This window comes from Stenotrophomonas sp. YJH_SMC_106-19, assembly GCF_059368375.1.
Genome location: NZ_JCAFRQ010000007.1, coordinates 1 through 25,085 on the forward strand (window position 1 = coordinate 1; position 25,085 = coordinate 25,085).

Annotated in this window: 21 protein-coding genes; 20 read left to right on the forward strand and 1 reads right to left on the reverse strand. The window is 68.5% G+C overall.

Annotation, left to right across the window (positions count from 1 at the left end; translation table 11 throughout):
- The 16 genes from AC5P5M_RS16680 to pncB form a co-directional block, all read left to right on the forward strand.
- On the forward strand, positions 1-3,211 hold a 3,211-nt coding region (locus tag AC5P5M_RS16680; protein ID WP_495206168.1), incomplete at its 5' end, for a YadA-like family protein.
- Between the two features lie 158 nt (positions 3,212-3,369).
- Positions 3,370-5,223: a S8 family peptidase gene (locus AC5P5M_RS16685; protein ID WP_495206204.1), complete on the forward strand. Its 1,854-nt coding sequence runs from the start codon at positions 3,370-3,372 to the stop codon at positions 5,221-5,223.
- Between the two features lie 140 nt (positions 5,224-5,363).
- Positions 5,364-7,085, forward strand: coding sequence for a type II secretion system ATPase GspE (gene gspE, locus AC5P5M_RS16690; RefSeq protein ID WP_053520021.1), 1,722 nt, complete (start codon positions 5,364-5,366; stop codon positions 7,083-7,085).
- Positions 7,086-7,109: 24 nt separating this feature from the next.
- Positions 7,110-8,330, forward strand: coding sequence for a type II secretion system protein XpsF (xpsF, locus tag AC5P5M_RS16695; protein WP_065175845.1), 1,221 nt, complete (start codon positions 7,110-7,112; stop codon positions 8,328-8,330).
- A gap of 48 nt (positions 8,331-8,378) precedes the next feature.
- On the forward strand, positions 8,379-8,822 hold the full coding sequence (gene gspG, locus AC5P5M_RS16700; protein ID WP_053520019.1) for a type II secretion system major pseudopilin GspG: 444 nt from the start codon (positions 8,379-8,381) through the stop codon (positions 8,820-8,822).
- Between the two features lie 6 nt (positions 8,823-8,828).
- Entirely contained in the window at positions 8,829-9,323 is a 495-nt protein-coding gene (gene xpsH / locus AC5P5M_RS16705) for a type II secretion system protein XpsH (RefSeq protein ID WP_053520018.1), read from the forward strand.
- Entirely contained in the window at positions 9,323-9,739 is a 417-nt protein-coding gene (gene xpsI, locus AC5P5M_RS16710; RefSeq protein ID WP_495206205.1) for a type II secretion system protein XpsI, read from the forward strand. The genes xpsH and xpsI overlap by 1 nt, the downstream gene beginning before the upstream one ends.
- Positions 9,736-10,368 (forward strand): type II secretion system protein J, encoded by a 633-nt coding sequence (locus tag AC5P5M_RS16715; protein ID WP_128989080.1) that lies wholly within the window; start codon positions 9,736-9,738, stop codon positions 10,366-10,368. The genes xpsI and AC5P5M_RS16715 overlap by 4 nt, the downstream gene beginning before the upstream one ends.
- A complete protein-coding gene (locus AC5P5M_RS16720; protein WP_164151717.1) occupies positions 10,365-11,228 on the forward strand; it encodes a type II secretion system minor pseudopilin in 864 nt (287 codons plus the stop codon). The genes AC5P5M_RS16715 and AC5P5M_RS16720 overlap by 4 nt, the downstream gene beginning before the upstream one ends.
- On the forward strand, positions 11,225-12,382 hold the full coding sequence (locus AC5P5M_RS16725) for a PilN domain-containing protein (protein ID WP_164151715.1): 1,158 nt from the start codon (positions 11,225-11,227) through the stop codon (positions 12,380-12,382). Before AC5P5M_RS16720 ends, AC5P5M_RS16725 begins: the two co-directional genes overlap by 4 nt.
- Entirely contained in the window at positions 12,363-13,061 is a 699-nt protein-coding gene (gspM, locus tag AC5P5M_RS16730) for a type II secretion system protein GspM (protein WP_164151713.1), read from the forward strand. The genes AC5P5M_RS16725 and gspM overlap by 20 nt, the downstream gene beginning before the upstream one ends.
- Complete coding sequence (locus tag AC5P5M_RS16735; RefSeq protein WP_263177281.1) at positions 13,051-13,845, forward strand: type II secretion system protein, XpsN-like; 795 nt, start codon at positions 13,051-13,053, stop codon at positions 13,843-13,845. The genes gspM and AC5P5M_RS16735 overlap by 11 nt, the downstream gene beginning before the upstream one ends.
- A gap of 9 nt (positions 13,846-13,854) precedes the next feature.
- On the forward strand, positions 13,855-16,059 hold the full coding sequence (gene gspD, locus AC5P5M_RS16740; protein WP_495206169.1) for a type II secretion system secretin GspD: 2,205 nt from the start codon (positions 13,855-13,857) through the stop codon (positions 16,057-16,059).
- A 132-nt stretch (positions 16,060-16,191) separates the two neighbouring features.
- Complete coding sequence (locus AC5P5M_RS16745; RefSeq protein ID WP_495206170.1) at positions 16,192-17,043, forward strand: glycosyltransferase family 2 protein; 852 nt, start codon at positions 16,192-16,194, stop codon at positions 17,041-17,043.
- Positions 17,040-17,879: a glycosyltransferase family 2 protein gene (locus AC5P5M_RS16750; RefSeq protein ID WP_111186328.1), complete on the forward strand. Its 840-nt coding sequence runs from the start codon at positions 17,040-17,042 to the stop codon at positions 17,877-17,879. The genes AC5P5M_RS16745 and AC5P5M_RS16750 overlap by 4 nt, the downstream gene beginning before the upstream one ends.
- Positions 17,880-17,952: 73 nt before the next feature.
- Positions 17,953-19,134, forward strand: coding sequence for a nicotinate phosphoribosyltransferase (pncB, locus tag AC5P5M_RS16755; protein WP_495206171.1), 1,182 nt, complete (start codon positions 17,953-17,955; stop codon positions 19,132-19,134).
- On the opposite strand, the gene AC5P5M_RS16760 is transcribed toward pncB, so the two are convergent.
- Positions 19,131-19,496 carry a hypothetical protein gene (locus tag AC5P5M_RS16760; RefSeq protein WP_053518868.1) on the reverse strand — a complete coding sequence of 122 codons (366 nt, stop codon included), beginning with the start codon at positions 19,494-19,496 and terminating at the stop codon, positions 19,131-19,133. The genes pncB and AC5P5M_RS16760 overlap by 4 nt on opposite strands.
- A gap of 455 nt (positions 19,497-19,951) precedes the next feature.
- Between AC5P5M_RS16760 and AC5P5M_RS16765 the strand changes: the two genes are divergently transcribed.
- The 4 genes from AC5P5M_RS16765 (at position 19,952) to AC5P5M_RS16780 (ending at position 24,986) form a co-directional block, all read left to right on the forward strand.
- Positions 19,952-20,491: a fimbrial protein gene (locus tag AC5P5M_RS16765; protein WP_053518870.1), complete on the forward strand. Its 540-nt coding sequence runs from the start codon at positions 19,952-19,954 to the stop codon at positions 20,489-20,491.
- Positions 20,492-20,576: 85 nt separating this feature from the next.
- Positions 20,577-21,305: a fimbrial biogenesis chaperone gene (locus AC5P5M_RS16770; RefSeq protein WP_053518872.1), complete on the forward strand. Its 729-nt coding sequence runs from the start codon at positions 20,577-20,579 to the stop codon at positions 21,303-21,305.
- Positions 21,306-21,396: 91 nt separating this feature from the next.
- Positions 21,397-23,961 carry a fimbria/pilus outer membrane usher protein gene (locus AC5P5M_RS16775; RefSeq protein ID WP_111186327.1) on the forward strand — a complete coding sequence of 855 codons (2,565 nt, stop codon included), beginning with the start codon at positions 21,397-21,399 and terminating at the stop codon, positions 23,959-23,961.
- Entirely contained in the window at positions 23,952-24,986 is a 1,035-nt protein-coding gene (locus tag AC5P5M_RS16780) for a fimbrial protein (protein WP_053518876.1), read from the forward strand. The genes AC5P5M_RS16775 and AC5P5M_RS16780 overlap by 10 nt, the downstream gene beginning before the upstream one ends.
- The last annotated feature ends 99 nt before the right edge of the window (positions 24,987-25,085 follow it).

The window sequence follows — 25,085 nt, forward strand, 5'->3', positions numbered from 1 at the left end:
CAGCGGTGCGGTTGCCAGCGAGATCGGCAGCACGGCGACCGGCGCGGGGGCACAGGCCACGGCGGTGTACAGCACCGCCAACGGCTCGGAGGCGCTGGCCAGCGGTGCGCAGTCGCTGGCCAGCGGCTTCCGCAGCGCGGCATCGGCCGATGGCACCACGGCGGTCGGTGGCTACAGCGAGGCAACGGGTCGCCTCGGCACCGCGCTCGGCTATGGCACCGCCGCGACCGGCGCCAACACCACGGCCGTCGGCTTCGGTGCGGCCGCGGCCGGTACCGGAGCCGTGGCGGTGGGCCAGTCCAGCGAAGCCAGTGGCGAGGAGAGCGTCGCCATCGGTGGCAGCACCTTCTTTGGTCTGATCCCGGCCCGCGCCAGCGGCTACGGCGCTGCGGCGTTCGGTGCGGGCGCATGGGCCACCGACGACTACGCGACCGCCATCGGCTGGAACTCGTGGGCCGACGCAGCTGATTCCACCGCACTGGGCGCCAATGCCACCGCCAACGGCAGCAACAGCGTCGCCCTCGGTGCTGCATCGAAGGCAGACCGCGACAACACGGTGGCGGTTGGCAGCACGGACAGCGAACGCCAGGTCACCCATGTCGCCGCGGGTACCGAAGGCACCGATGCGGTCAACAAGAACCAGCTGGACGCCGTGGCGTCGGTGGCCGAGAACACCAGCCGCTACTTCCAGGCCAGTGGCAGTGCCGACAGCGATGCCGGCGCCTATGTGGAAGGTGACAACGCGCTGGCCGCCGGCGAAGCGGCCAACGCGATCGGCAACGGTGCCACCGCACTGGGCAGTGGCGCGACGGCGGTCGCCGCCAATGCCGCTGCCGTGGGCTTCAACGCGGTGGCGACGGGTGAGGATGGCGTGGCCATCGGCCACAGCGCCAGCAGTACCGCTGGCGGCGCGATCGCCCTCGGTGCGCAGAGCAGCAGCGCCGGGCCGGCCAGCGTCGCCCTGGGCGCGCAGTCGGAAGCGGAGGGCATCGGTGCCGTTGCGGTAGGTGGCATCGCCCAGGCCACTGGCCTGGCCGCTACCGCCGTCGGCTACGGGGCCACGGCCGACGGTCGCGAAGCGACTGCGGTCGGCAACTTCGCCTATGCCAATGGCTGGCAGTCCACAGCCTACGGTGCGGGTGCCACGTCCAGCTTCTTCGGCACGGCCCTGGGCAGTGGCGCGCAGGCGGCCGACGTCGCCACGGCGGTCGGCCAGGGCACCACCGCGCAGATCGCCGGTGCGGGTTTCGGCGTACAGGCACGCGCCGGCGAGTACGGTACCGCGCTCGGCAACAACGCGGCCACCGGCCTCAATGGCGTGGCGGTGGGCTTCAACGCACTGGCCGGGCAGGATGCCAACAGCGTCGGCAGCGGTCAGCACACTACCGCCATCGGCAGCGAGGCGTGGGCGACCGAGGACGGGGCCACCGTGGTCGGCTACAACAGTTACGCGCAGGCAACCAATGCCACGGTGCTGGGCAGCAACACCTGGACGACCAAGGCCGCCGACAACAGCGTCGCGCTGGGTGCCGGATCGCTGGCGGATCGTGCCAACGCGGTATCGGTCGGTGCGGCGCAGGACTGGGTTGATGCGGCGGGTGTTACCCACAGCGCGATCAACCGCCAGGTCACCAATGTCGCGGCCGGTACCCAGGCGACCGATGCGGTGAACAAGGGCCAGCTGGATGTGGTGGCGGCCACCGCCGATGCCACCGGCCGCCACTTCCGTGCGACCGGTACCGGGACCGCCAGCGCCACGGGCAGCAACGCGGTCGCCGTCGGTTCCGGTGCCAGTGCCAGCGGCAACCGCAGCAATGCGCTGGGCAGCAGTGCCAGCGCCATCGGCAATGCGGCGCTGGCCGTCGGCGCCAACGCCGGCGCGACCGGTGCGAACTCGGTGGCGCTGGGCAGCGGCGCGCGTGCGCTGGACGCCAATGTGGTGTCCGTTGGCGGTGGCAACGGTACCGATGGTCCGGCGACGCGCCGCATCGTCAACGTCGCCGACGGTCGCATCGCCGCAGGCAGCAGCGACGCGGTCACCGGTTCTCAGCTCAACGTCACCAACCAGCGCGTCGGTGCGGTGGAAACCCGGGTCGGCGATTTCGATTCGCGTATCGCGACCGTGGAAACGTCCACTGCCAATGCGGTCGGTTATGACGACGCCAGCCGCGACCGGCTGACCCTGGCCGGCATCGAGGGCACCACGATCGACAATGTCGGCGCCGGCAGCATCGCCGCAGGCAGTCGCCAGGCGATCAATGGCGGCCAGCTGTTCCAGTCGCTCAGCGATGCCGCCAGCTTCCTCGGCGGTGGCGCCAGTGTCGGCATGCAGGGTGTGTTCGTCGCGCCGAACTACGTGATCCAGGGCGCCAGCTACAGCAATGTCGGCGATGCGCTCGGCGCACTGGACCGCAAGGTCAGCGAGATCGACCAGCGCACCGGGGGGGCGAACCGCTCCCGCACCGCCAGCCTGCGTTCGACCAGCACGCCGCTGGAGGGGGGCGCCGGCAGCCTGGCCGCGGAGACGGTCAGCGCCGATGCTGTCCCCACCGTGGCCACTGCCAGCACTGCCCGGGTGCAGGGCGCGCCGACCGCCGCCGCAGCGGGCTCGGGCATCCCGGTCGCCACACCGGCAGCGGGTTTCAACGCGGTCACCGTGGGAGAGGGCGCCGTTGCCAGCGGCGCGTCGTCCACGGCCATCGGCCAGGGGGCCAGTGCGACGGCCGCCAACGCCGTGGCGCTGGGCCAGGGCTCGGTTGCCGATCGTGCCAACACCGTCTCTGTCGGCAGCGAAGGCAACGAGCGCCAGGTCACCAATGTCGCGGCCGGCAGCGCTGCCACCGACGCGGTCAACAAGGGTCAGCTGGACCGTGGTGTTGCCACGGCCAACAGCTACACCGATGGCCAGGTGAAGGCCGTGACCGACAGCTTCGATGTGTTCAAGGGCGAAGTCGATGGCCGCCTGCGTCATATGGACCGTCGCATCGATCGTCAGGGCGCGATGAGCGCGGCGATGCTCAACATGGCCACCAGCGCCGCCGGCATCCGTACCCAGAACCGGGTCGGCGTCGGTGTCGGCTTCCAGGGCGGCGAGTCGGCGTTGTCGCTGGGTTACCAGCGTGCAATCAGCGACCGCGCCACGGTCACCTTCGGCGGAGCCTTCAGCAGCGACGACAGCTCGGTCGGCGTTGGTGCCGGCTTCGGCTGGTAAGCCACTCCATCGCGCCGGCGGCCACCCACGCCGGCGCCACACCCGCAACGAGGGCCTGGGGGGAGGTCACGGCAATCCCGGCTGGGCCGGCCGGGAGTCGTCAAGGAATGATGGCCGCAGTGTTGGTTCGATCCATGACCCAGAAGAGGAATTTCGACGTGATCAAGAAGCAGAACCTTCGCATCAACGTGCTTGCCGCCGCCGTGCTGTCGATGACCGCGGTCGGTGCCGTCCATGCCGCCGGGTTGCCGACGCAGGAACCGGCACGCCAGGCGGGCACCGCACAGCCGGGCACCGACCGCATCATCGTCAAGTACCGCGCCGGCACGGCCGCTGCGCTGGATCGTTCGGCCAAGCTGTCCACGGTGCAGTCGGCGCTGACCCGCGCCAGCCTGTCCGGCGGCACTGCGCGCGCCAGTACCCTGGGCCCGCAGGTCGTGCGCAAGCTCGGCGTCGGCGCCGATGTAATCCGCCTGCAGGGCCGTCTGGCCCCGGCTGAACTGCAGCGCGTGCTGAAGGAGCTGAAGGCCGATCCGGCGGTGCAGTACGCCGAGGCCGACGTGAAGCTGCGCCGCAGCGAACTGCGTGCGGGCGACGTGCAGCCGGCGCTGGTGCCGAACGACCAGTACTACCAGCAGTACCAGTGGCACCTGCACAACGCGACCGGCGGCATCAACGCGCCGGCAGCCTGGGATGTTTCGCAGGGCGAGGGCGTGGTGGTGGCGGTGCTCGACACCGGCATCCTGCCGCAGCACCCGGATCTGGTCGGCAACCTGCTGGAAGGCTACGACTTCATCAGCGATGCCGAGACCTCGCGCCGCCCCACCAATGACCGGGTACCGGGTGCGCTGGACTATGGCGACTGGGTCGAGAACGACAACGAGTGCTACACCGGCTCGCTGGCCGATGACAGCTCCTGGCACGGCACGCACGTTGCCGGCACCGTGGCCGAGCAGACCAACAACGGCGTCGGCATGGCCGGTGTCGCGCACAAGGCCAAGGTGCTGCCGGTCCGCGTGCTCGGCAAGTGCGGTGGCTACCTTTCCGATATCGCCGATGCCATTACCTGGGCCTCCGGCGGCACCGTGGCCGGCATTCCGGCCAATGCCAACCCGGCCGAGATCATCAACATGAGCCTGGGCGGCAGCGGCAGCTGCGACGGCACCTACCAGGATGCGATCAATGGCGCGATCTCGCGCGGCACCACGGTCGTGGTGGCCGCCGGCAACGAGACGGACAACGCGTCCAATTACCGCCCTGCCAGCTGCGATGGCGTGGTGACGGTGGGAGCCACCCGTATCACTGGCGGCATCACCTACTACTCCAACTACGGCACCCGCGTCGATCTTTCCGGCCCTGGTGGTGGCGGCAGCGTGGACGGCAATCCGGGTGGCTATGTCTGGCAGGCCGGTTCCGACGCGGCCACTACGCCGGACTCGGGCAGCTATACCTACATGGGCAAGGGCGGAACCTCGATGGCCTCGCCGCACGTCGCGGCGGTGGCGGCACTGGTGCAGAGCGCGTTGATCGCCGATGGCAAGGAGCCGCTGGCTCCGGCAGCCATGCGTACCCTGCTCAAGGAAACCGCACGCCCGTTCCCGGTGGCCATCCCGTCGGCGACCCCGATCGGTACCGGCATCGTCGACGCCAAGGCCGCACTGGCCAAGGCGCTGGAGGAGCCGTGCACCGAGGACTGTGGCCCGGTAGCCACGCCGCTGACCAACAAGGTCGCTGTCGGCGGCCTGTCCGGTGCGACCGGCGGCAGTGCCCTGTACAGCTTCGAAGCGGTGGCGGGCAAATCGCTGAGCGTGATCACCTACGGTGGTAGTGGCAACGTGTCGGTGTACCTGGCCCAGGGCCGCGAGCCCAGCGCGAGCGACAACGACGCCAAGTCCACGCGTGCGGGCAACGCCGAAACCGTGCGCGTCAACAAGCCGGTGGCCGGCACGTACTACGTCAAGGTGGTGGGTGAAGCCGCCTACAGCGGGGTGACCATCCTCGCCACGCAGTAATGCCATCACACTGTCGTAGATGAACTGGCGACGCCCGTCACCCCGTGGTGGCGGGCGTTGTCATTTTTCGAAAGGCGGCGCGATGGCGGCGGAAACCACGGCTTAACTGCTAAAGTCGGGCCGATCGACAGGAGAGTCACGTGAACGCGCTCGCTGCAACCACTGCCGACGACGCCGAGAGCCGCATCCTGGATGCGCTGCTGGCGCGTGGGCGGCTCAAGGAAGGAGACCTGGCCCGGGCGCGGCCGCTGCATGCCGAGGCCGGCGGCAGCCTGCTCGGCCTGCTGGTGCGCCTGGGACTGGTGTCCGAGCGGGACCAAGCGCAGGCCAGCGCGGATGTGCTGGGCCTGCCACTGCTGGAAGGCAAGCAGGTGCCCGAGACGCCGCCGCAGTCCCTCGCCGAAGGCCTGCCGCTGTCGCTGCGCTTCCTCAAGCAGTTCCACGTCTGCCCGCTGGCGCTGGATGAACACGGCGTACGGCTGTGGTTGGCCGATGCCCACGATGTCTACCCGCAGCAGGCCGTGCAGCTGGCCCTGGGCGTGCCGGTCACGCCGGTGCTGGGCATGCGGGCGGAGATCGACGATCTGGTCGAGCGCTGGTTCGGCCAGGGCCGCAGCGCCATGGGGGCGATCGTGGAAACCGCCGATGGTGAAGGCGGCGCGGTGGACGACATCGAGCATCTGCGTGACCTGGCCTCGGAAGCGCCGGTGATCCGCCTGGTCAACCTGGTGATCCAGCGCGCGGTGGAACTGCGTGCCTCGGACATCCATGTCGAGCCCTTCGAAAGCCGGCTGAAGGTCCGTTACCGCGTCGACGGCGTGCTGGTGGAGGGCGAGAGCCCGCCCGCCAACCTGACCGCCGCGGTCATCAGCCGCATCAAGATCATGGCCCGGCTCAACATCGCCGAGCGCCGCCTGCCGCAGGACGGCCGCATCATGCTGCGCGTGCAGGGCAAGGAGCTGGACCTTCGCGTCAGCACGGTACCGACCGCACACGGCGAGAGCGTGGTGATGCGCCTGCTTGACCGCGAAACCGTGGTGTTCGATTTCCATCGGCTTGGCTTCACCGATGCATTCCTGCCGCAGTTCCGCAAGGTCCTGGAGCAGCCGCACGGCATCCTGCTGGTGACCGGCCCGACCGGTTCGGGCAAGACCACGACGCTGTACACCGCGTTGAGCCAGCTCAATACCGCCGACGTCAAGATCATCACGGTCGAAGACCCGGTCGAGTACCAGATCGAAGGCATCAACCAGATCCAGGCCAAGCCGCAGATCGGCCTGGACTTCGCCAATGCGCTGCGCAGCATCGTGCGCCAGGATCCGGACATCATCATGATCGGCGAAATGCGCGATCTGGAGACCGCGCGCATCGCGATCCAGTCGGCGCTGACCGGCCATCTGGTGCTGTCCACCCTGCACACCAACAATGCCGCCGGTGGCATCACCCGGCTGCTCGACATGGGTGTGGAGGACTATCTCCTGACCTCCACCATCAACGGCATCCTCGCGCAGCGTCTGGTGCGCCGTCTGGAACCGACCCACGCCGAGCGCTACCCGGCGTCACCGGAAGAGATCGATCGTTTCGAGCTGCGCCGCCTGCAGCCGGAGGGGACGATTCACCTGTACCGGCCGCGTCCCTCGGCACTGGCACCGACCGGCTACCTGGGCCGCACCACCATCATGGAATTCCTGGTGATGAACGACGCGCTGCGGCGCGCGGTGATGCGCCGCGATGGCATGGGCGAGCTGGAGCGCATCGCGCGCGAAGGCGGCATGCGCACCATGTACGAGGATGGCCTGGCCAAGGCCCTTGCCGGGCAGACGACCATCGAGGAAGTCCTGCGTGTGACGGAGGAGAGCTGATGCGCGCCGGAGCCCGGGGCTGACATGCCTAACTACCGCTACAAGGCCCTCAATCCGCATGGCGAGATCTTCGACGGGCAGATGGAAGCGGCCAGCGAGGCCGACCTGATCGCGCGCCTGCAGGACCAGGGGCATCTGCCGATGGAAACCCAGCTGGCCGATGCGGGGTCCATCGGCGGGGGCAGCTGGCGCAACCTGTTCCACCAGCGCCCGCTGCAGGGCCCGGCGCTGCTGCAGTTCACCCAGCAGCTGGCGACCCTGCTCGGCGCCGGCCAACCGCTGGATCGCGCGCTGTCGATCCTGCTGGGCCTGCCCGAGGACGAGCGCTCGCGTCGTGCGATCACCGACATCCGCGACGTGGTGCGCGGTGGTGCGCCGCTGTCGACCGCGCTGGAGCGCCAGCATGGCCTGTTCTCGCGCCTGTACGTGAACATGGTGCGTGCCGGCGAGGCCGGCGGCAGCCTGCATGAGACCCTGCAGCGGCTGGCCGATTACCTTGAACGCGCGCGTGCGCTGCAGGGCAAGGTGATCAATGCGCTGGTCTACCCGGCCATCCTGCTGGTGGTGGTGGGCGGCGCGCTGCTGTTCCTGCTGGGTTACGTCGTGCCGCAGTTCGCGCAGATGTACGAGAGCCTGGACGTGGCGCTGCCGTGGTTCACCAATGCCGTGCTGCAGCTGGGCCTGTTCGTGCGCGACTGGTGGATCCTGCTGCTGGTGGTACCGGGCGTGCTGGCCCTGCTGTTCGAGCGCAAGCTGCGGCAGCCGGCCTTCCGCCTGGCCCTCGACGGCTGGCTGCTGCAACGGCGCAGCATCGGCCGCCTGCTCGGCGAGCTGGAAACCGCACGGCTGGCGCGCACGCTGGGGACGCTGCTGCGTAACGGTGTGCCGCTGCTGGGTGCGCTGGGCATCGCCCGCAACGTACTGGGCAACCGCGCGCTGGCAGCCGACGTGGATACCGCCGCCGACGAGGTCAAGAACGGTGCGGGCCTGTCGCTGGCACTGTCGCGCGGCAAGCGCTTTCCGCGGCTTGCCCTGCAGATGATCCAGGTCGGCGAGGAATCCGGCGCGCTGGATACCATGCTGCTGAAGGCCGCGGATACCTTCGAGCAGGACAGCGCCCGGCGCATCGATCGCCTGCTGGCGGCGATGGTCCCGGCGATCACCCTGGTGCTGGCTTCGGTGGTCGGTGCGGTCATCGTCGCCGTGCTGGTCCCGCTGTACGACCTGACCAATGCCATCGGTTGACGATGGACTCTTCCGCACTTCGACCCAACGCAACCGAAAGGACCGATCATGATCGCTAACCGTCGACCCATCCGCCTGTCCTTCACCGCCGCGCGGCACCAGTCGGGCATGAGCCTGCTGGAGATCATCATCGTCATCGTGTTGATCGGCGCGGTGCTGACCCTGGTGGCCAGCCGCGTGCTGGGCGGTGCCGACCGGGGCAAGGCCAACATCGCCAAGGCGCAGGTGCAGACCGTGGCATCCAAGATCGACAACTACCAGATCGATACCGGCAAGCTGCCGGGCGCGCTCACCGATCTGGTGACCGCACCGGCCGGCGTTGGCGGTTGGCTCGGCCCGTACGCCAAGCCGGCCGACCTCAACGATCCGTGGGGGCACGCGCTGGAGTACCGCGCACCCGGCGAAGGCCAGCCGTACGAGCTGATCAGCCTGGGCAAGGACGGCAAGGCCGGTGGCAGCAGCGTCGATGCCGACATCCGCTACCAGCCGTAATCCCGCATGACGTATTTCCTGCCGCGCCGGTTGCCCCGACCGCGCCTGCACGGCAGGCGCCCGGCGGGGCTGTCGCTGCTGGAGATGCTGCTGGTGATCGCGCTGATCGCGGCCATCGGCCTGATCACCGCGGCGGGACTGTCGCGTGGCTTCGCCGGCATGCAGCTGCGCAGCGCCGGCAAGGACATCGCCAACCAGCTGCGCATGGTGCGTGCACAGGCGATCGCGCGCGGCGAACCGCAGCGGTTCGTGATCGAGCCGGCACGGCATCGCTGGCAGGGGGCGAACCAGCGCCAGGGTGAAGTGCCGGCACAGCTGACGGTGCGTTTCGAAGGTGCGGCGCAGCTGGCCACTGCACCGGGGCAGGGCGTGATCGAGTTCCATCCCGATGGCGGTTCCAGTGGCGGCCGCATCCGCCTGCAGCGTGATGCCGCTGAATGGCGCATCGATGTCGGCTGGTTGACCGGTGAAGTCCGCTCCGGCCCATGGCAGGCGCAGTGATGCGGCGGGCGCGCGGTTTCACGCTGCTGGAGGTGATCGTGGCCTTCGCTCTGCTCGGGCTGGCGCTGACCCTGCTGTTGGGCAGCCTGTCCGGCGGTGCCAGGCAGGTGCGCGAGGCCGAACTGCGCGCGCGCGCTGTCCTGCATGCGCAATCGCTGCTGGCTGCGGCGGGCGTGGATGCGCCGCTGCAGGTGGGGCAGCAGCAGGGCGACTGGGAAAACGGGCGCTATCGCTGGGAGCTGCAGGTGCAGCCCTGGACCGAGCCACGCGCCGGCAACGCCGCGGCCACGCAGTCGCCGGGTGCACCGTGGCTGGCCGAACTGCAGTTGCAGGTGCGGTGGGGCGATGGCGAGCGCGAACAGCTGCGCTGGCGCAGCCTGCGCCTGCTGCCGCCGGACCTGGAGCGCGCGCGATGAAGCGGAGCGCTGCGGGATTCACTCTGGTTGAGGTGATGCTGGCGACCGTGCTGCTTGCCGGTGGCCTGGCGCTGGCGTTCGCCAGCGTGCGCTCGGCGATGGCGGTCAGCCAGCGGGGTGAACAGATCGCCGCCGAAAGCGAGCGGATGCGCGCGGTGCAGGCCCTGCTGCGGCGACAGCTGGCCGGGGCGATGCGCAGCCCGCTGGAAGTGCCAGACCCGACCCGCGAGCCGGTGTTCTTCCAGGGCGAAGAGCAACGGATGCTGTTCGTCGCCGATCTGCCAGGCTACCTCGGACGCGGCGGGCCCTATCTGCATGCGCTGCAGGTGGACGGCAAGGCCGGGCAGCAGCGTCTGCTGCTGGACCTGGTCCTGCTGCAGGAGGGCGAGCGCATCGCCGAAACGCCACCACGCCCGCCCGAGGTGCTGGTGGATGGCCTGCAAGCGGTGGAGATGCGCTATCGCGGCATCGATGCCGGCAGCGGGCAGATGACCGAGTGGCTGCCGCGCTGGGAAGACACCCGTCGCCTGCCTCTGCTGGTGGAACTGCGGATCGTGCCGGTCCGCGGTGCCGCATGGCCGCCCCTGGTGGTGGCCCCCCGCCTGGGCGGCGGTGGAGGGGGGCGTTGATGCGGTCGCGCGGGGCCGCACTGGTGCTGGTGCTGTGGTTGATCGCGCTGATGACCGCACTGGTCGGCGCGTTCGCGCTCAGCGCCCGCGTCGAGCATCTGCAGGAGCGCGTGCTCGACGACGATGCACGTGGCCAGGAGCGTGCCCGTGCGGGACTTGAGTACGCACTGATGCGGCTGTCACCGGATCCGCTGCGCGCGCCGTGGCAGGCCGATGGTCGCACCTATCGCTGGCAGTTCGACGGTGCCCGCATCGAGATCCAGGTGCTGGACGAGAACGGCAAGATCAACCTGAACCTGGCCGACGTGGCGCTGCTGACCGCATTTCTGCAGGCACTTGGCGAACCGGTGGACAACGCGCGCCAGCTGGCAGGCGCGATCGTCGACTGGCGTGACGAGGACAGCCTGCTGCAGCCCGGCGGCGGTGCCGAGGCACAGGATTACGCTGCGGCCGGGCTGCCGTATGGGCCCCGCAACAAGCGCTTCGAGACGCTCGGCGAGCTGCAGCGGGTGCTGGGCATGAACGGGCCGCTGTACCGGAAGATGCTGCCGCACCTGACCCTCTACAGCCGCCAGGCACGACCGGATCCGCGATTCGCCAGCGCTCCCGTGCTGACCGCGCTGGGCCTGGATGCCGACCTCGTGCTGGCGCAGCGGAACCAGCCGGAGCGTGACGGCGATCCGGCGGATGGATCTTCAGCGCTTGCCAGCAGCAGCGGCACCTATAGTATCGAGTCCCGTGTCATCGACGGCAGTGGACGCAGGTCGGTGTTGCAGGCAGTGGTTCGCAATGGCTCCGGGGGGATTCCCGGGCGGTCCTACACAGTGCTTCGCTGGGAGCAGGGAATGACGGCAAGATGACGGCTTGGCAGGACAGTCTGCGGCAGGTGCAGGGCCAGATCGGTCCTGGCGCCGGCCGTTTCCTGCGCTGGTGGCGGCACTCGTTGCTGGCGTGGGTGCCGGCGCGCTGGCAATGGGCGCTGGGCTGGGCCCAGGCACGGTTGCTGCTGCAGCGCGAGGGTGACCAGCTGCAGGTCTGGCGCGAAGCGGGCGAGCGCCGCGAGGCGGTGGTCACCCTGCCGTGGCCCTCGTCTCCGGCCGCACTGGATCGCGTGCTGGAGCCGCGCCTGCGCAGCCTGCCGCGATTCTGGCTGCTGCCGGTGGAACGGGTCCTGCGTCGCACCCTGCGGCTGCCGGCGGCGGCCGGCGACCGGCTGCACGCGGTGGTCGGTTATGAGATCGACCGGCAGACCCCGTTCGAGGCCAGCCAGGTCAGCTATGACGTGCGTGAACTGGGCGCGGCAGGGGAAGGCCAGCTGCAGGTCGAACTGGTGGCCTGGCCGCTGCGCCAGATGGAGGCCTGGCGTGCCAGCGTGGGCGAGTGGGGCGACGCCCTGGCCGGCGTCGACGCGATCGATGCGCAGGCTGGCACGCTGCAGGTCAACCTGTTGCCGAGCGCCCAGCGCCAGTCGCGGCCCGATCCGATGCGGCGCTGGAACCTGCTGCTGGCCCTGGCCGCGCTGGTGATGCTGGTACTGGCTGGACTGCAGCTGCTGGACAACCGCCGCGCCGCCGCCGACACACTACGTGCGGACGTCGAACGCAGCGCGCGCAGCGCCCGGGGTGTCGCCAGTGAACGCGCCCAGCTGCAGGCACTGATCGACGGCGCGGCCTTCCTGGAGTCGCAGCGCCGCCAGCATGCCGGCACGGTGGAAATCTGGAACGAGCTGACCCGCCGTCTGCCCGAAGGCACCTATCTGGAGAAGCTGGCCATCGAGAACAACGGCCTGCAGCTGATCGGGCTCAGCCGCGAAGCCTCGCAGCTGGTGCAGCTGCTGCAGGATGCTCCGCAATGGCGCAAGGTCAACCTGACCGGTGTGCTGCAGGCGGACGGCGCCGGCAGCGGCCGGGACCGCTTCACCATGACTGCCGAACTTCAGCCGTTGCCCGCGGCGGCACCGGCAACGCCGACAGCAGCGACTCCGGAGGCGGCCGATGCCAAGCGCACGCCGTGACCGCTGGCTGGCGCTGGCGCTGCTGCTGGCGGTGCTGGGCCTGGCTTACCTGTTGCTGGTGCACCCTTGGTTCACCCAGCCGCTGCGCGAGATCGATGCCGATGTCGCGGCCCTGCGCGAGCGCCAGCAGCGCGTGCAGGCGCAGCTGCAGCAGCAGCCCCAGATCGAACAGCGGCTGCGCGCCACCCGTGAAGCCTTGCAACGGCAACCCGGCTTCCTGCAGGAGGCCACTGCCGAAGCCGCGGCCGCCGCGCTCGGCGCGCGCCTGCAGGATGCGGTGGCCACTGCAAGCCCCGGCAACCGCAGCTGCACCATCAGCAACCGCACGCCGCTGACCGACAATCGCCGTGATGCCGAGTTCGTCCGTGTCGCCATGCAGGTACGCCTGCGCTGCGGCGTGGCGGAACTGGCGACCGTGCTGCACAGCCTGGAAACCGGCAGCCCGCGGTTGTTCGTGGACAACCTCAATCTCATCGCGCAGCGCTTCCAGCAGTCGCCGAACGAATCCGGGCTGGGCCTGGACGTCTCCTTCGAACTGGCCGGCTACCTGTTGCCCGGTGCCGCCAGTGGCGCTGCGGCAGTACCTCCCGCAGCGGAGCCTGCCGCGGCCGCCCCGGCCCCGGTCGAGCCGCCGCCACCGGCGGCCGCCGAGGGAGAGGAGGTCGCCGATGAAACGTGAGCCCCTCAGCCTGCGCACCGCTTTCCTGCTGGCTCTGGCCGGCTGGTCCGCGGCGGTATGGCTGGCCACCGGTTTCGGACTGGGCAGTCGCCTGCCGGCCGGCGGGGCCGACGCCGACCCCGCAGCAGCACTGCCGGTGCTGCCGGCGTTCGCTCCGGAACGGATGGCCAGTGCGGACAGCTACAGCGCCATCGCCGCGCGTCCGCTGTTCGCCGAAGACCGCAGGCCGCGCCCTTACCTGCTGGGCGGCAGTGAACCCAGCGCCAGTGCCGCATTGCGCCTGACCGGTGTGCTGCTCACGGACGACTTCGGCCTGGCCACGTTCAGTACGGAGCAGAACCGCTCGCTGCGCCTGCGCCTCAACGGTGACGCGGTCGACGGTTGGCAGCTGGTCGCGCTGCAGCCCCGCCAGGCGACGGTGATCGGCCCGGGCGGCAGCCAGGTGCTGGAACTTGCCGTATTCAACGGGCAGGGCGGGGAGCCACCGACGGTTCTGCGCGGCAGTACCGGTGCACCCGCACCGGGCGTGCCGGTGCCACCGCCGGTAGTGCCGCTGCCGGCGCAGGCCGCGCCGGCACAGGCGGCGACCGCACCGCAACGTGCAGCCGACGCCACACCCGCGCCGGCGTCTGCTGCCGCACCCCCGCCGCCGGCCAACAGCAACGGGCCCAGCGAAGCGCAGATGCAGGCCATCCGCGAGCGCATCCAGGCCCGCCGCCGCCAGCTGCAACAACAACAGCAACAACAGTCGCCGCCGCCTTCGGGCAATGGCGCCAACCGGTAGAGTGAGAGCATGAGCCTGCGTTTTCTTCCTTGGTCCTTCGTGCTCGCGCTGCTGGTGGGCTGCGGTACCGTCTCCAGCCCCCATGTGCAGCGCAAGGGCGCCCTGCAACCTGCGGCCAGCGCCGGCCAGGACGCAGCGGACGTCCAGGCCGATGCGGCGGCCGACAGCCAGGGGGCACCGCAGGCGGTCATCCGCCGTGGCACCGGCACGATGATCAACCGCGAGGCCGCGCGCGCACCGTCGCCGGCATTGCATGCGGCCGGCACCGGCAGCGCCACGTTCAACTTCGAGGGCGAATCGCTGCATGCCGTGGTCAAGGCGATCCTCGGTGACATGCTGGGCCAGAACTATGTGATCGCGCCGGGGGTGCAGGGCACGGTCACGTTGGCCACGCCCAAGCCGGTCTCGCCGGCACAGGCGCTGAACCTGCTGGAGATGGTGCTGGGCTGGAACAACGCGCGCATGGTGTACAGCGGCGGGCGCTACAACATCGTTGCCGCCGACCAGGCGCTGGCCGGCACTGTCGCGCCGAGCACCGCACCGGCCTCCAGCGCGCGCGGCTTCGAGGTCCGGGTGGTGCCGCTGCAGTTCATCTCCGCCACCGAGATGAAGAAGGTGCTGGAGCCGTACGCGCGGCCCAACGCCATCGTCAACGTCGACAGCGGCCGCAACGTGATCACCCTCGGCGGCACCCGTGCCGAGCTGGAGAACTACCTGCGCACGGTCGAGATCTTCGATGTGGACTGGCTGTCGGGCATGTCGGTGGGCGTGTTCCCGATCACGTCCGGCAAGGCCGAGCAGGTTGCCAGCGACCTGGAGAAGGTGTTCGGCGAGGAAAGCAAGACGCCCAGCGCCGGCATGTTCCGCTTCCTGCCGCTGGAAAACGCCAACGCGGTCCTGGTGATCACCCCGCAGGTGCGCTACCTGGACCAGATCCAGCAATGGCTGGACCGCATCGATACGGCCGGTGGCAGTGCTCGCCTGTTCTCCCATGAGCTGCGCTACATCAAGGCGCGCGATCTTGCCGAGCGGCTCAGCGAGGCGTTCGCCAGCAGCGGCAAGCGGGGCGGCTCAAGCCCTGCATCGCTGGCCCCGGGTGCCATTCCGTCGCAGCTGGACAGCGACAGCGACCGTGGCATGGACAACAACAACAACAGCAGCAGCTTCGGCTCGACCCTGGGCAGCAGTTCCAGTGGCGGCAATGGCAGCTTGAACCTGCCGCAGCGCCAGTCCGGCAACGTCAGCGTCAGCCTGGAAGTGGAAGGCGACCGGGTCGGCGTGTCGGCAGTGGAGGAAACCAATACGCTGCTGGTGCGCGCGACGCCGCAGGCCTGGCGCTCGATCCGCGAAGTGATCGAGAAGCTGGACGTGATGCCACTGCAGGTACACATCGAAGCCCAGGTGGCCGAGGTCGCTCTGGATGGTGACCTGAAGTACGGCGTGAACTGGTTCTTCGACAACGCCGTGGCCGGGCGTGCACTGACCGGAGCCTTGAGCGGTGTGACCTTGCCGGCCGCGGCGGGTGGCTCCTGGAGCAGCTTCGCCGGTGCTGCGACCGGCGGCGAAGGCCTGGGTTGGGCGTTCACCGGCCACAATGGTGCAGCGGTGGTGAGCGCGCTGGACAAGGTCACCGATGTGCGACTGCTGCAGACCCCGTCGGTGTTCGTGCGCAACAACGCCGAGGCCACGCTCAACGTGGGTGACAAGGTGCCGATCAGCACCACCACGGTGAACACCGGCGTCGGCACCAGCAGCTACAGCTCGGTGCAGTACATCGATACCGGCGTGATCCTGAAGGTGCGCCCGCGCGTGACCCGCGACGGCACGGTGTTCCTGGACATCGTGCAGGAAGTCAGTAGCGCGTCGGATGTGCCGGAGAACTGCAATCCGCAGGAGCGCAACTGCAACCCGCGCATTTCCACCAAGAAGCTGGCTACCGAGGCCGCCGTACAGAGCGGCGACACCATCATGCTGGCCGGTCTCATCACCGACTCGGCCACCGACGGCAGCAGCGGCATTCCCGGCCTGAGCCGGATTCCGGTGATCGGCGCACTGTTCGGGCAGAAGAGCCGCACCAGCCGTCGTTCGGAGGTGATCGTGCTGCTGACGCCCAGCATCGTTCGCAATGCGCAGGAAGCGCGCACGTTGACCGACGAGTACAGCGAGCGTTTCCGGGCGATGGAGCCGCTGAACCAGCCGCGCGCAAAGAAGTAGGGGGTTACGGCGGGGCGACGCCCGCCGTTTCCATGAACCCCGCTTCGGCTCCGGCTTTTGCACGTGCCGGGTGCAACCCGGCCAACACCCTCCCGGTGCTACGCTGTGGCCACCGACAACCACGGAGGCGGGATGGGGGCGATCGTGTTGTTGCCGCTGTGCGTGGACGATGCGGCGCTGGACCGGTGTCTGGCCGCACTTGATGCCGGTACGGCACCGGGTACCGCGGTCTGGTTGGCCGACGATGCCCAGACCGGACCACGCGCTCAGGCGGTCGTCGAGCACTGGCTGGCGAACACGCCACTGCAGGCCGAGTACACCCGCCGCGCCCGGCCGCTGGGCGAGGTGGCCCATCTGGATGAAATGCTGCGTGCCTGCGAGGGGCTCGATGTGGCCGTGCTGGCACCGGACAGCGTACCGGCGCCGGGATGGCTGCAGCAGCTGCAGGACGCCTTCGCCCGCGATGCGGCCATTGCCACCGCCACGCCCTGGTGCAATGCAGGCGAGACCGCGGCCTGGCCCCGGCTGGGCGAGATCAATGCCGAGCCCACCGATACTGCGCTGCTGGCGCAGACCTGCGCCGCACTGCCGACCCTGCACCCGGAGCTGCCATCGGCGGTCACGCATGCGGTACTGGTGCGCGGCAATGCACGTCGCCGTGCCGGCGGACTGGACGTGGAAAGCTACGCCGGCTGGAACGCTGCGCTGGTCGATCTGAGCCTGCGCATGGCGGGGCTGGGCTGGCGCAACGTGCTGTGCGAGAACGCGTTCGTCAGCCGCACCGGCGAAGCGGTCAGCCGCGATGGCGATCTGGAGGCGTTGGCCGCGCGGTGGCCTGGCTGGGTGCCACGCCTGGCCGACTTCCTGATGCACGATCCGCTGCGCGAACTGCGCGCGGACCTGCAGCAGCGGATGCAGCAGGCGATAATGCCGCGCGAGCAGGGCGATCTGTTCGTCCCTTCCGCGTCGGAGCCAACCGCTTGAATGCCGCCATTGCCGCCATCGTCGTTACCTACCAGAGCGGCAGCACCATCGATGCCTGCCTGTCGCGGCTGCGCCAGTCGCAGGATGTGGCGGAAATCCGGGTGATCGACAACGGTTCGGTGGATGGCACGCTGGATATCGTGCAGCGGCACGCCAGCCACGACCCGCGCGTGCGCTTCATCGGCAACCCGGACAATCCGGGCTTCGCCGCCGCCAACAACCAGGGCGCGGCCGATTCGCACAGCCCGTGGCTGGCGTTCATCAACCCGGACCTGATGGTCGAGCCGGAAACCCTGGCCAGGCTGCGCGACCGCGCGCACGTGCTCGGTGACTGTCTGCTCGGGGTCGAGCAGGTGGATGAGCACGGCCATGCCGATGAGGCGGTGCGCCGCCGTGATCCGGATTTCCTGGCCATGCTGCGCTCGCCGGGCAGCGGCTCGAAACTGGCGATTCCGCGCGATCCGGCACAGACGCTGCAGCCGGTGCCGGCGCTGTCCGGCGCGCTGCTGCTGATGCCGCGGACGCTGTTTGATCGTCTCGGTGGCTGGGACGCCGGTTACCGGTTGCACGCCGAGGACCTGGACCTGTGCCGGCGCGCGCGTGAGGCGGGCGCGGTGGTGGCGATCGCCAACGACCTGCAGGTCACCCATGTCCGCGGCGTGTCCAGCCGTTCGCGGCCCTTCTTCGTCGAGTGGCACAAGCACCGCGGATTGTGGCGTTACTTCCGCAGGTTCGAGGCGCCACAGCGCTCGTTGCTGGTGCAGGTGGCGGTCTGGGGGGCGATCTGGGCGCACGCGCTGCTGCTGGTGCCGAGACTGCTGCGCAGATCCCTGTAGTGTCGAGCGTGTCCGGCGGCGGCGCGCATGGGCGGGCCCCCCGGTTCACCCCGCCGGGCGCATAATCCGCCTCATGCCTATCATCCAGTCCCTGCTCGACACCGATCTGTACAAGTTCACCATGATGCAGGCGGTGCTGCACCAGCACCCCGGCGCCCAGGTGCAGTACCGGTTCAAATGCCGCACGCCCGGCATCGACCTGGCCCGCTTCATCGACCAGATCGATGAAGAGATCGACCACCTGTGCAGCCTGCGCTTCAGCGACGCCGAGCTGGATTACATGCGTGGCCTGCGCTTCGTGAAGCCCGATTTCGCCGATTTCCTCGGCCTGTTCCACCTGGACCGCAAGTACATCCAGCTGCGTGCCTCGACCCGGGTGCCCGGCGAGATCGAACTGGACATCACCGGGCCCTGGCTGCATACGATCCTGTTTGAAGTGCCGCTGCTGGCCATCATCAACGAAGTCTGGTTCCGCAACACCACCACGCCCGACTTCGCCGAGGGCGAGCGCCGCCTGCAGGCCAAGGCCGCGCTGCTGCGCGACACCCCCGGCTTCGAGCAATGCCGCATCGCCGACTATGGCAGCCGCCGTCGCTACTCGCGCGACTGGCATGCGCGCCTGCTGCCGCTGCTGCGCGATGCGCTCGGCCCGCAGCTGGTCGGCACCAGCAACGTGCATTTCGCCCGGCTGTACGGCATGACCCCGCACGGCACGATGGCGCACGAGTACCTGCAGGCATTCCAGGCGCTGGGGCCGCGGCTGCGTGATTCGCAGGTGGCGGCATTGGAGTCATGGGCACGCGAGTACCGCGGTGACCTGGGCATCGCGCTGTCCGACGTGGTCGGCCTGGACGCCTTCCTGCGCGACTTCGACATGTATTTCTGCAAGCTGTTCGACGGCGTGCGCCATGACTCGGGCGATCCGTTCGACTGGGGCGACCGCATGCTGGCGCATTTCCAGCAGCGCCGGGTCGATCCGCGCAGCAAGGTGCTGGTGTTCAGCGATGGGCTCGACATCGCCAAGGTGATGCGCCTGTACGACTATTTCCGCGGTCGCTGCCAGGTGGCCTTCGGCGTCGGCACCCACCTGACCAGCGATCTGGGCCCGACGCCATTGAACATCGTCATCAAGATGGTCCGCTGCAACGGCCAGCCGGTGGCCAAGCTCAGCGATTCGCCGGGCAAGAGCATGTGCGACGACCCCGGCTACCTGGCCTACCTGCGTCAGGTCTTTGAACTGCCGGACCCGGCTTAAAGGTAGTCGACCACCACCAGGTAGGCGCCCCGCAGCGGTTGCTGCTGCGGCGCTTCCACGCGGTAGCGCTCGGAGAAGGCGATGTCGCCGACGCGCATGGCGCTGGCCGACACGGCCAGCTGCTGGCCATGGCGCTTGCCATCGCGCAGCGTCGCGGCCTGGCTGTCGCCCACCGCGGTCACCGCCACCGTCGAGCCCTTGGCCGACGGCGGGCAGGCCGCCAGGCTCAGCTCGCCCTGGGACAGGGCCGTCGTGCAACCCGGCTCGGCGATGCGGCCGCTGAACCGGATGCTGCCACTGCTGGCCTGGGCCAGCGCACTGACGGACATCAGGGCCACGCACAGCAGAAGGGAAGTCCTCATGACACGTTCTCTGGTTCGGTGTGTCCTAGTTAGCGACAGCTCCGGACGGCCTTTAATAGGCAAAATCCGAATCTGCTAGGGCCATCACCAACAAAGAGTGATGCGCATCAAATAAGGCGCTGGCCGCCTGAAAACAGCCTCTTTCAGGCGCGCCCGCCACCGGGGTCGAAGACGTCATCTGCTGTCGTCCCCCCACCTTTGCCGGCCCGCGCCAATTCCCCAACGGCCGCCAAGCCAAAAGCGCCTATCACGTCACATTTGGGGCGTCAATAAACCATCGTTCAGAAAAATAATGGGACTTTCATCACATTTCTGCATATACTTGCGTCACGGATTCAGGGGTAGGTATGTCCGAATCCGGCCACAGGTGAGACGCAAGGATGGGTCTTGAAGCCCGGCAGTGCTCCTTGCTTCCTCCTCTACTTCCATCTCTTCAGTAGGGTTAGGTAAAAGCAATGCACAAGATCAACATCATCGCGGCTCTCATGCTGGCCGCTGCTCCGCTGGCCGCCAACGCTGCCGACGGCACCATCACCTTCAATGGCAAGGTGACCGACAAGACCTGCACCATCTCGACCCCGGGCGGCAAGGACTTCGCCGTTACCCTGCCGACCGTGTCCAAGAACACCCTGGCCACCGCCGGTGCCGTCGCGGGCCGCACCCCGTTCGCCATCAACCTGACCAAGTGCAGCGCCGGCAACGTCGCCACCTACTTCGAGCCGGGTTCGACCGTTGACTTCAACAGCGGCCGCCTGATCAACCAGGCTTCGGCCAACGCTGCCGGCAACGTGCAGCTGCAGCTGCTGGGCTCGAACAACCAGTTCCTGCCGGTGAAGGCCGCAGGCACCGGTCTGGCCCAGGACAACTCGCAGTGGGTGACCGTTGCCACCGACGGCACCGCCAACCTGAACTACTACGCCGAGTACTACGCCACTGCCGCCGCCACCCCGGGCGACGTCACCAGCAGCGTCAAGTACACGATCATCTACAACTGATCATCGCCGTACCCGCACTGGCCGGCGTACGCGCCGGCCAGCGCTCCGCGGCCCCTGGCCACACACCTCGAGCGTAGTACTTCCGATGAAAGCTCTCTTTCCCCGGGCGCTGCTGCTGGCAGCGTCGACGCTGCTCTTCTGCCAAGAAGCCATGGCAGGCGTGGTGGTCAATGGCACGCGTGTGATCTATCCGGCGCAGTCGCGCGAAGTCACCGTGCAGGTCGACAACGTGGGCGACTCGCCCGCGCTGGTGCAGGCCTGGATCGACAGTGGCGACGCCAACCAGACGGCCGACACCAGTGATGCCCCGTTCGTGCTGACGCCGCCGATCAGCCGCGTCGAGCCGGGCCGCAGCCAGGCGCTGCGCCTGATCTTCTCCGGCGCGCAGCTGCCGACCGATCGCGAGTCGGTGTTCTGGCTGAACGTGCTGGACGTGCCGCCGTCGCCGGACAACGCCGAGAACGGTGAGCAGAACTACCTGCAGGTCGCGTTCCGTTCGCGCCTGAAGCTTTTCTATCGGCCGCAGGGCCTGAAGGGCGTCGCCAACGACGCACCGGCAGCCCTGCGCTGGACCCGCAGCGGTGACCGCCTGCGGGTGGAGAACCCGAGCCCCTTCCACGTGACCCTGGCCGAAGTGCATGCCGTGACCGGCAGCAGCGAAAAGGCGGTCGAGGACAAGGGAACGATGGTCGCACCGAAGCAGAACCTGGAGTTCGCCGCACCGGCGGGCACCACCGAGGTGCGCTTCATCACCATCAACGATTACGGCGGTCGGGTGGAGCACAAGGTCCGCCTCGACAGCACCGGGGGCTGAACGCGCCGCGCTGGCCAGGGCCTGCGCATCCCGCCACCGCCGCCGTGCGGCGAATTGAAGGAATGTCAGTGTGATCGGAAACAGATTGACATTGTCGATCCATCAGGCGCTTTGCCTGTTGGCTGCCGGCGTGGCCTGCCCAGGATGGGCGCTGGCTGCCCCGGCCAATCTCGGCGAACAGGCGCTGATGGCGCAGACTGGGGCGGCGACCGCGCGTGCGCCGGAGTCGGCGCAGTTCAACTCCAGCTTCCTCTCCGGCCAGGCCAAGCAGGTCGATCTGGCGGCCTTCAGCAACGGCAATCCGATGGTCGCCGGCACCTATCGCGTGGACGTCTACGTCAATGGCGCCTGGCAGGGCCGCCGCGACGTGCAGTTCAAGGCGGATGCACAGGGGCGCGTCGATGCCTGCCTGGCGCTGCCGATGCTCGAGGAAATGGGCGTGGACAGCGAGGCGGTGCTGCTGCAGCAGGATCCGTCGGTGCCGACCGATACCTCCACGTGCGTGCCGGTGCAGCAGCGCATGGCCAATGCCTATGGCGTCTATGACAGCGGCAACCTGCGTTACGACCTGAGCATCCCGCAGGTGTTCCTGCGCCGCGAAGCGCGTGGCTACGTCAACCCCGCGCTGTGGGACCGTGGCATCAACGCCGGCTTCGTCGGCTACAGCTTCAATGCCATCGACAGCGACAGCCGCGTCGAAGGCGGACAGCGCAACCGCAGCGCCTATCTGGGCCTGAATGCCGGCCTGAACCTGGGTGGCTGGCAGTTCCGCCACGATTCCAACCTGACCTGGACCGAGGGCGACGGCCGCCACTGGCAGAGCATCGCCACCTACGCCCAGCGCGGCATCCCGAAGATCCGCGGCATGCTCACTGTAGGCGAGGCCTACACCACCGGCGAACTGTTCGAGTCGATCGGATACCGGGGTGCCAGCCTGGCCAGTGACGACCGCATGCTGCCCGATTCGCTGCGCGGCTACGCGCCGGTGGTGCGCGGCATCGCCGAGACCAATGCGCGGGTGGAAGTCCGGCAGAACCAGCAGCTGATCTATTCCTCCACCGTATCGCCGGGCAGCTTCGTCATCGACGATCTGTACCCGACCGGTTACGGCGGTGACCTGGAAGTGAGCGTGATCGAGGCCGATGGCCGCCGCCGCGAGTTCAAGGTGCCGTTCGGTTCGGTGCCGCAGATGCTGCGCGAAGGCGTCTCCCGCTACTCGGTGACCGCCGGCCAGGTCCGCAACGAGCTGCTGCGCGATGAACCCTGGCTGGCGCAGGGTACCTACCAGCGCGGCATCGGCAACCAGCTGACCCTGTACGGCGGCAGCGCGCTGAGCGAAGGCTACGTTTCACTGCTGTACGGCATTGGCCTGTCCACCCGGATCGGTGCGTTCGCGGCCGATGTCACCCACGCCCGCACGTCGTTCAACCACTACGGCGACCACACCGGCGCCAGCGTGCGCCTGAGCTACAGCAACATGATCGGCGAAACCGGGACCAACCTGACCCTGGCCGCCTATCGTTATTCGACCGAAGGCTACTACAGCCTGCAGGACGCCCTGTACGGACGCGACGCGGATGATCGCGGCATCGACCCGACCACCCGTGGCCGCCAGCGCAGCCAGTTCCAGCTGACCCTGAACCAGCCGCTGGGCCGCCGTGCCGGTGCGCTGTACGTCACCGGTTCGGTGCGTGACTTCTACGACCGTTCCGGCACCTCCAAGCAGTACCAGGTGGGCTACAACAACGCCTGGCGCTCGGTGAACTACGGTTTCTCGGCACTGCGCACCGAAGAAGGCATCCTCGGCCGGGCCGACACCCAGTACCTGTTCTCGATGAGCGTTCCGCTGGGCCGCGGGACCCATCCGGTGTCGTTCAGCGCCGACCTGGGCGCGCGTGACCGTGGTGGCTACGACAACAGCCGCGTGGGCATCACCGGTTCGGCCGGCGTCGACAACAACTTCAGCTACGGCGTGGCCCTGTCCGATTCCCGCGAGGGCAACACCACCGCGGTCGGCAACGCCGAGTACCGCAGCCGCTACACCGCGTTGAACGCGACCTACAGCCATTCCAACGATTTCCGCCAGGCATCGGTGGGCGCCAACGGCAGCGTGGTCATGCATCCGGGTGGCGTCACCTTCACTCCGCAGCGTGGCGATACCATGGTGCTGGTCGAGGCCCCAGGCGCGCGCGACGCGCAGGTGACCAACGCACCGGGCCTGCGCATCGATGGTCGCGGCTACGCCGTGGTGCCGTACGTATCGCCGTACCGCCTGAACACCGTGACCCTGGATCCGCAGGGCATGGCGCATGACGTCGAGCTGGAAAGCAGCAGCCAGTCGGTTGCACCGTTTGCCGGTGCCATCAGCTACCTGCGCTTCGATACCCGCAAGGGCAACGCGCTGCTGATCCAGGTGCGCAATCCCGATGGCCGCACCCTGCCGTTTGGCGCACAGGTCAAGGACGAGCAGGGCCAGCCGGTGGGCATGGTCAGCCAGGGTGGCCGCCTGTATGTGCGCAGCGAGCAGGATCACGGCCGCCTGCAGGTGGAGTGGGGCGCCGGCGCCGACCAGCGCTGCACCGTCGATTACCAGGTTCCGGCGGGCGCCGATGCGTCCAAGACCGGCTTCATCCCGCTGGAGGCAGCATGCCGATGATTCTTTCCCGTGGCCGCAAGGCGCTGGCCGCACTGGCCGTGCTCACGGGTGCCCTCGTGGCGGCGCCTGCGTTTGCCAGTTGCTACATCACCCAGTCCGGGTTCCAACCCCAAGACGTGACCATGGACATGGGCCAGATCGTGATTCTTCCCAGCACCCCGGTCGGCGGCGTGATCAAGGAACTCATTGTCAACATCAATCAACGCAACAGCGTCGCTTACTGCGATAGCCGGGGCGGCAACGCCAGCGGTCGCTTCGTCAATGCGGCACAGCAGACGCCGGTACCAGGATTCAGCAACGTATACGCAACCGACGTGGCAGGTGTTGGCATTCGCGTCTATCGCGATTCCGGTGATATCCAGACCTACTATCCTCACACGCTGATCCTGCGAAGCAATACCAACCTCTCGTTGAGCGGAGGCCGCTTCCGTGTCGAACTGATCAAGACAGCAGCTCAGACAGGATCGGGCGTTATCGCGCCGAATGGACGTTTCACCACCTATTACTACGATGGCGATGGTGCCAGCCGGCCGGTGCTGACCTCCACCTTCAAGGGATCGGGCACGACCGTGGTCAGCCCGACCTGCGAGGTGGACGCCGGCAGCCGCAACATCGCGGTGGACTTCGGCAGTGTCCCCAACACCTCGTTCACCGGCGTCGGTTCGCGCGCGGTCAACCGTGACTTCGACATCCGCCTGAACTGCCAGGGCAGCAATGTTGCTGCCTACCAGAGCAAGATCGGCATCCGCCTGGATGCCGACCAGGACAGCTCCAACATGCCGGGCGTGCTGAAGCTCAGCGCGGCTGCCAACAGCGCGACCCGCATCGGCATCCAGATGGTCCAGCGCGATGGCACCACCGAGCGCGAAGTGCGCTTCGGCCAGGCGATCAATGTCGGCACCACCATACCGGGCACCAGCACCATGACCCTGCCGCTGCGCGCCCGCTATGTACAGACCCAGGCCGGTACCGTCGGTGCCGGTGTCGCGAACGGACAGGCGACTTTCACCATCCAGTACGAGTAGCGGCCAACGGCCGTTCCACCGCTGCGCTGCACCCCAACGTTGCCTGTTCCGCAGGCGACGTTGACTGCGTCTTGATCCCGGAAATACCAAGATCGGAGC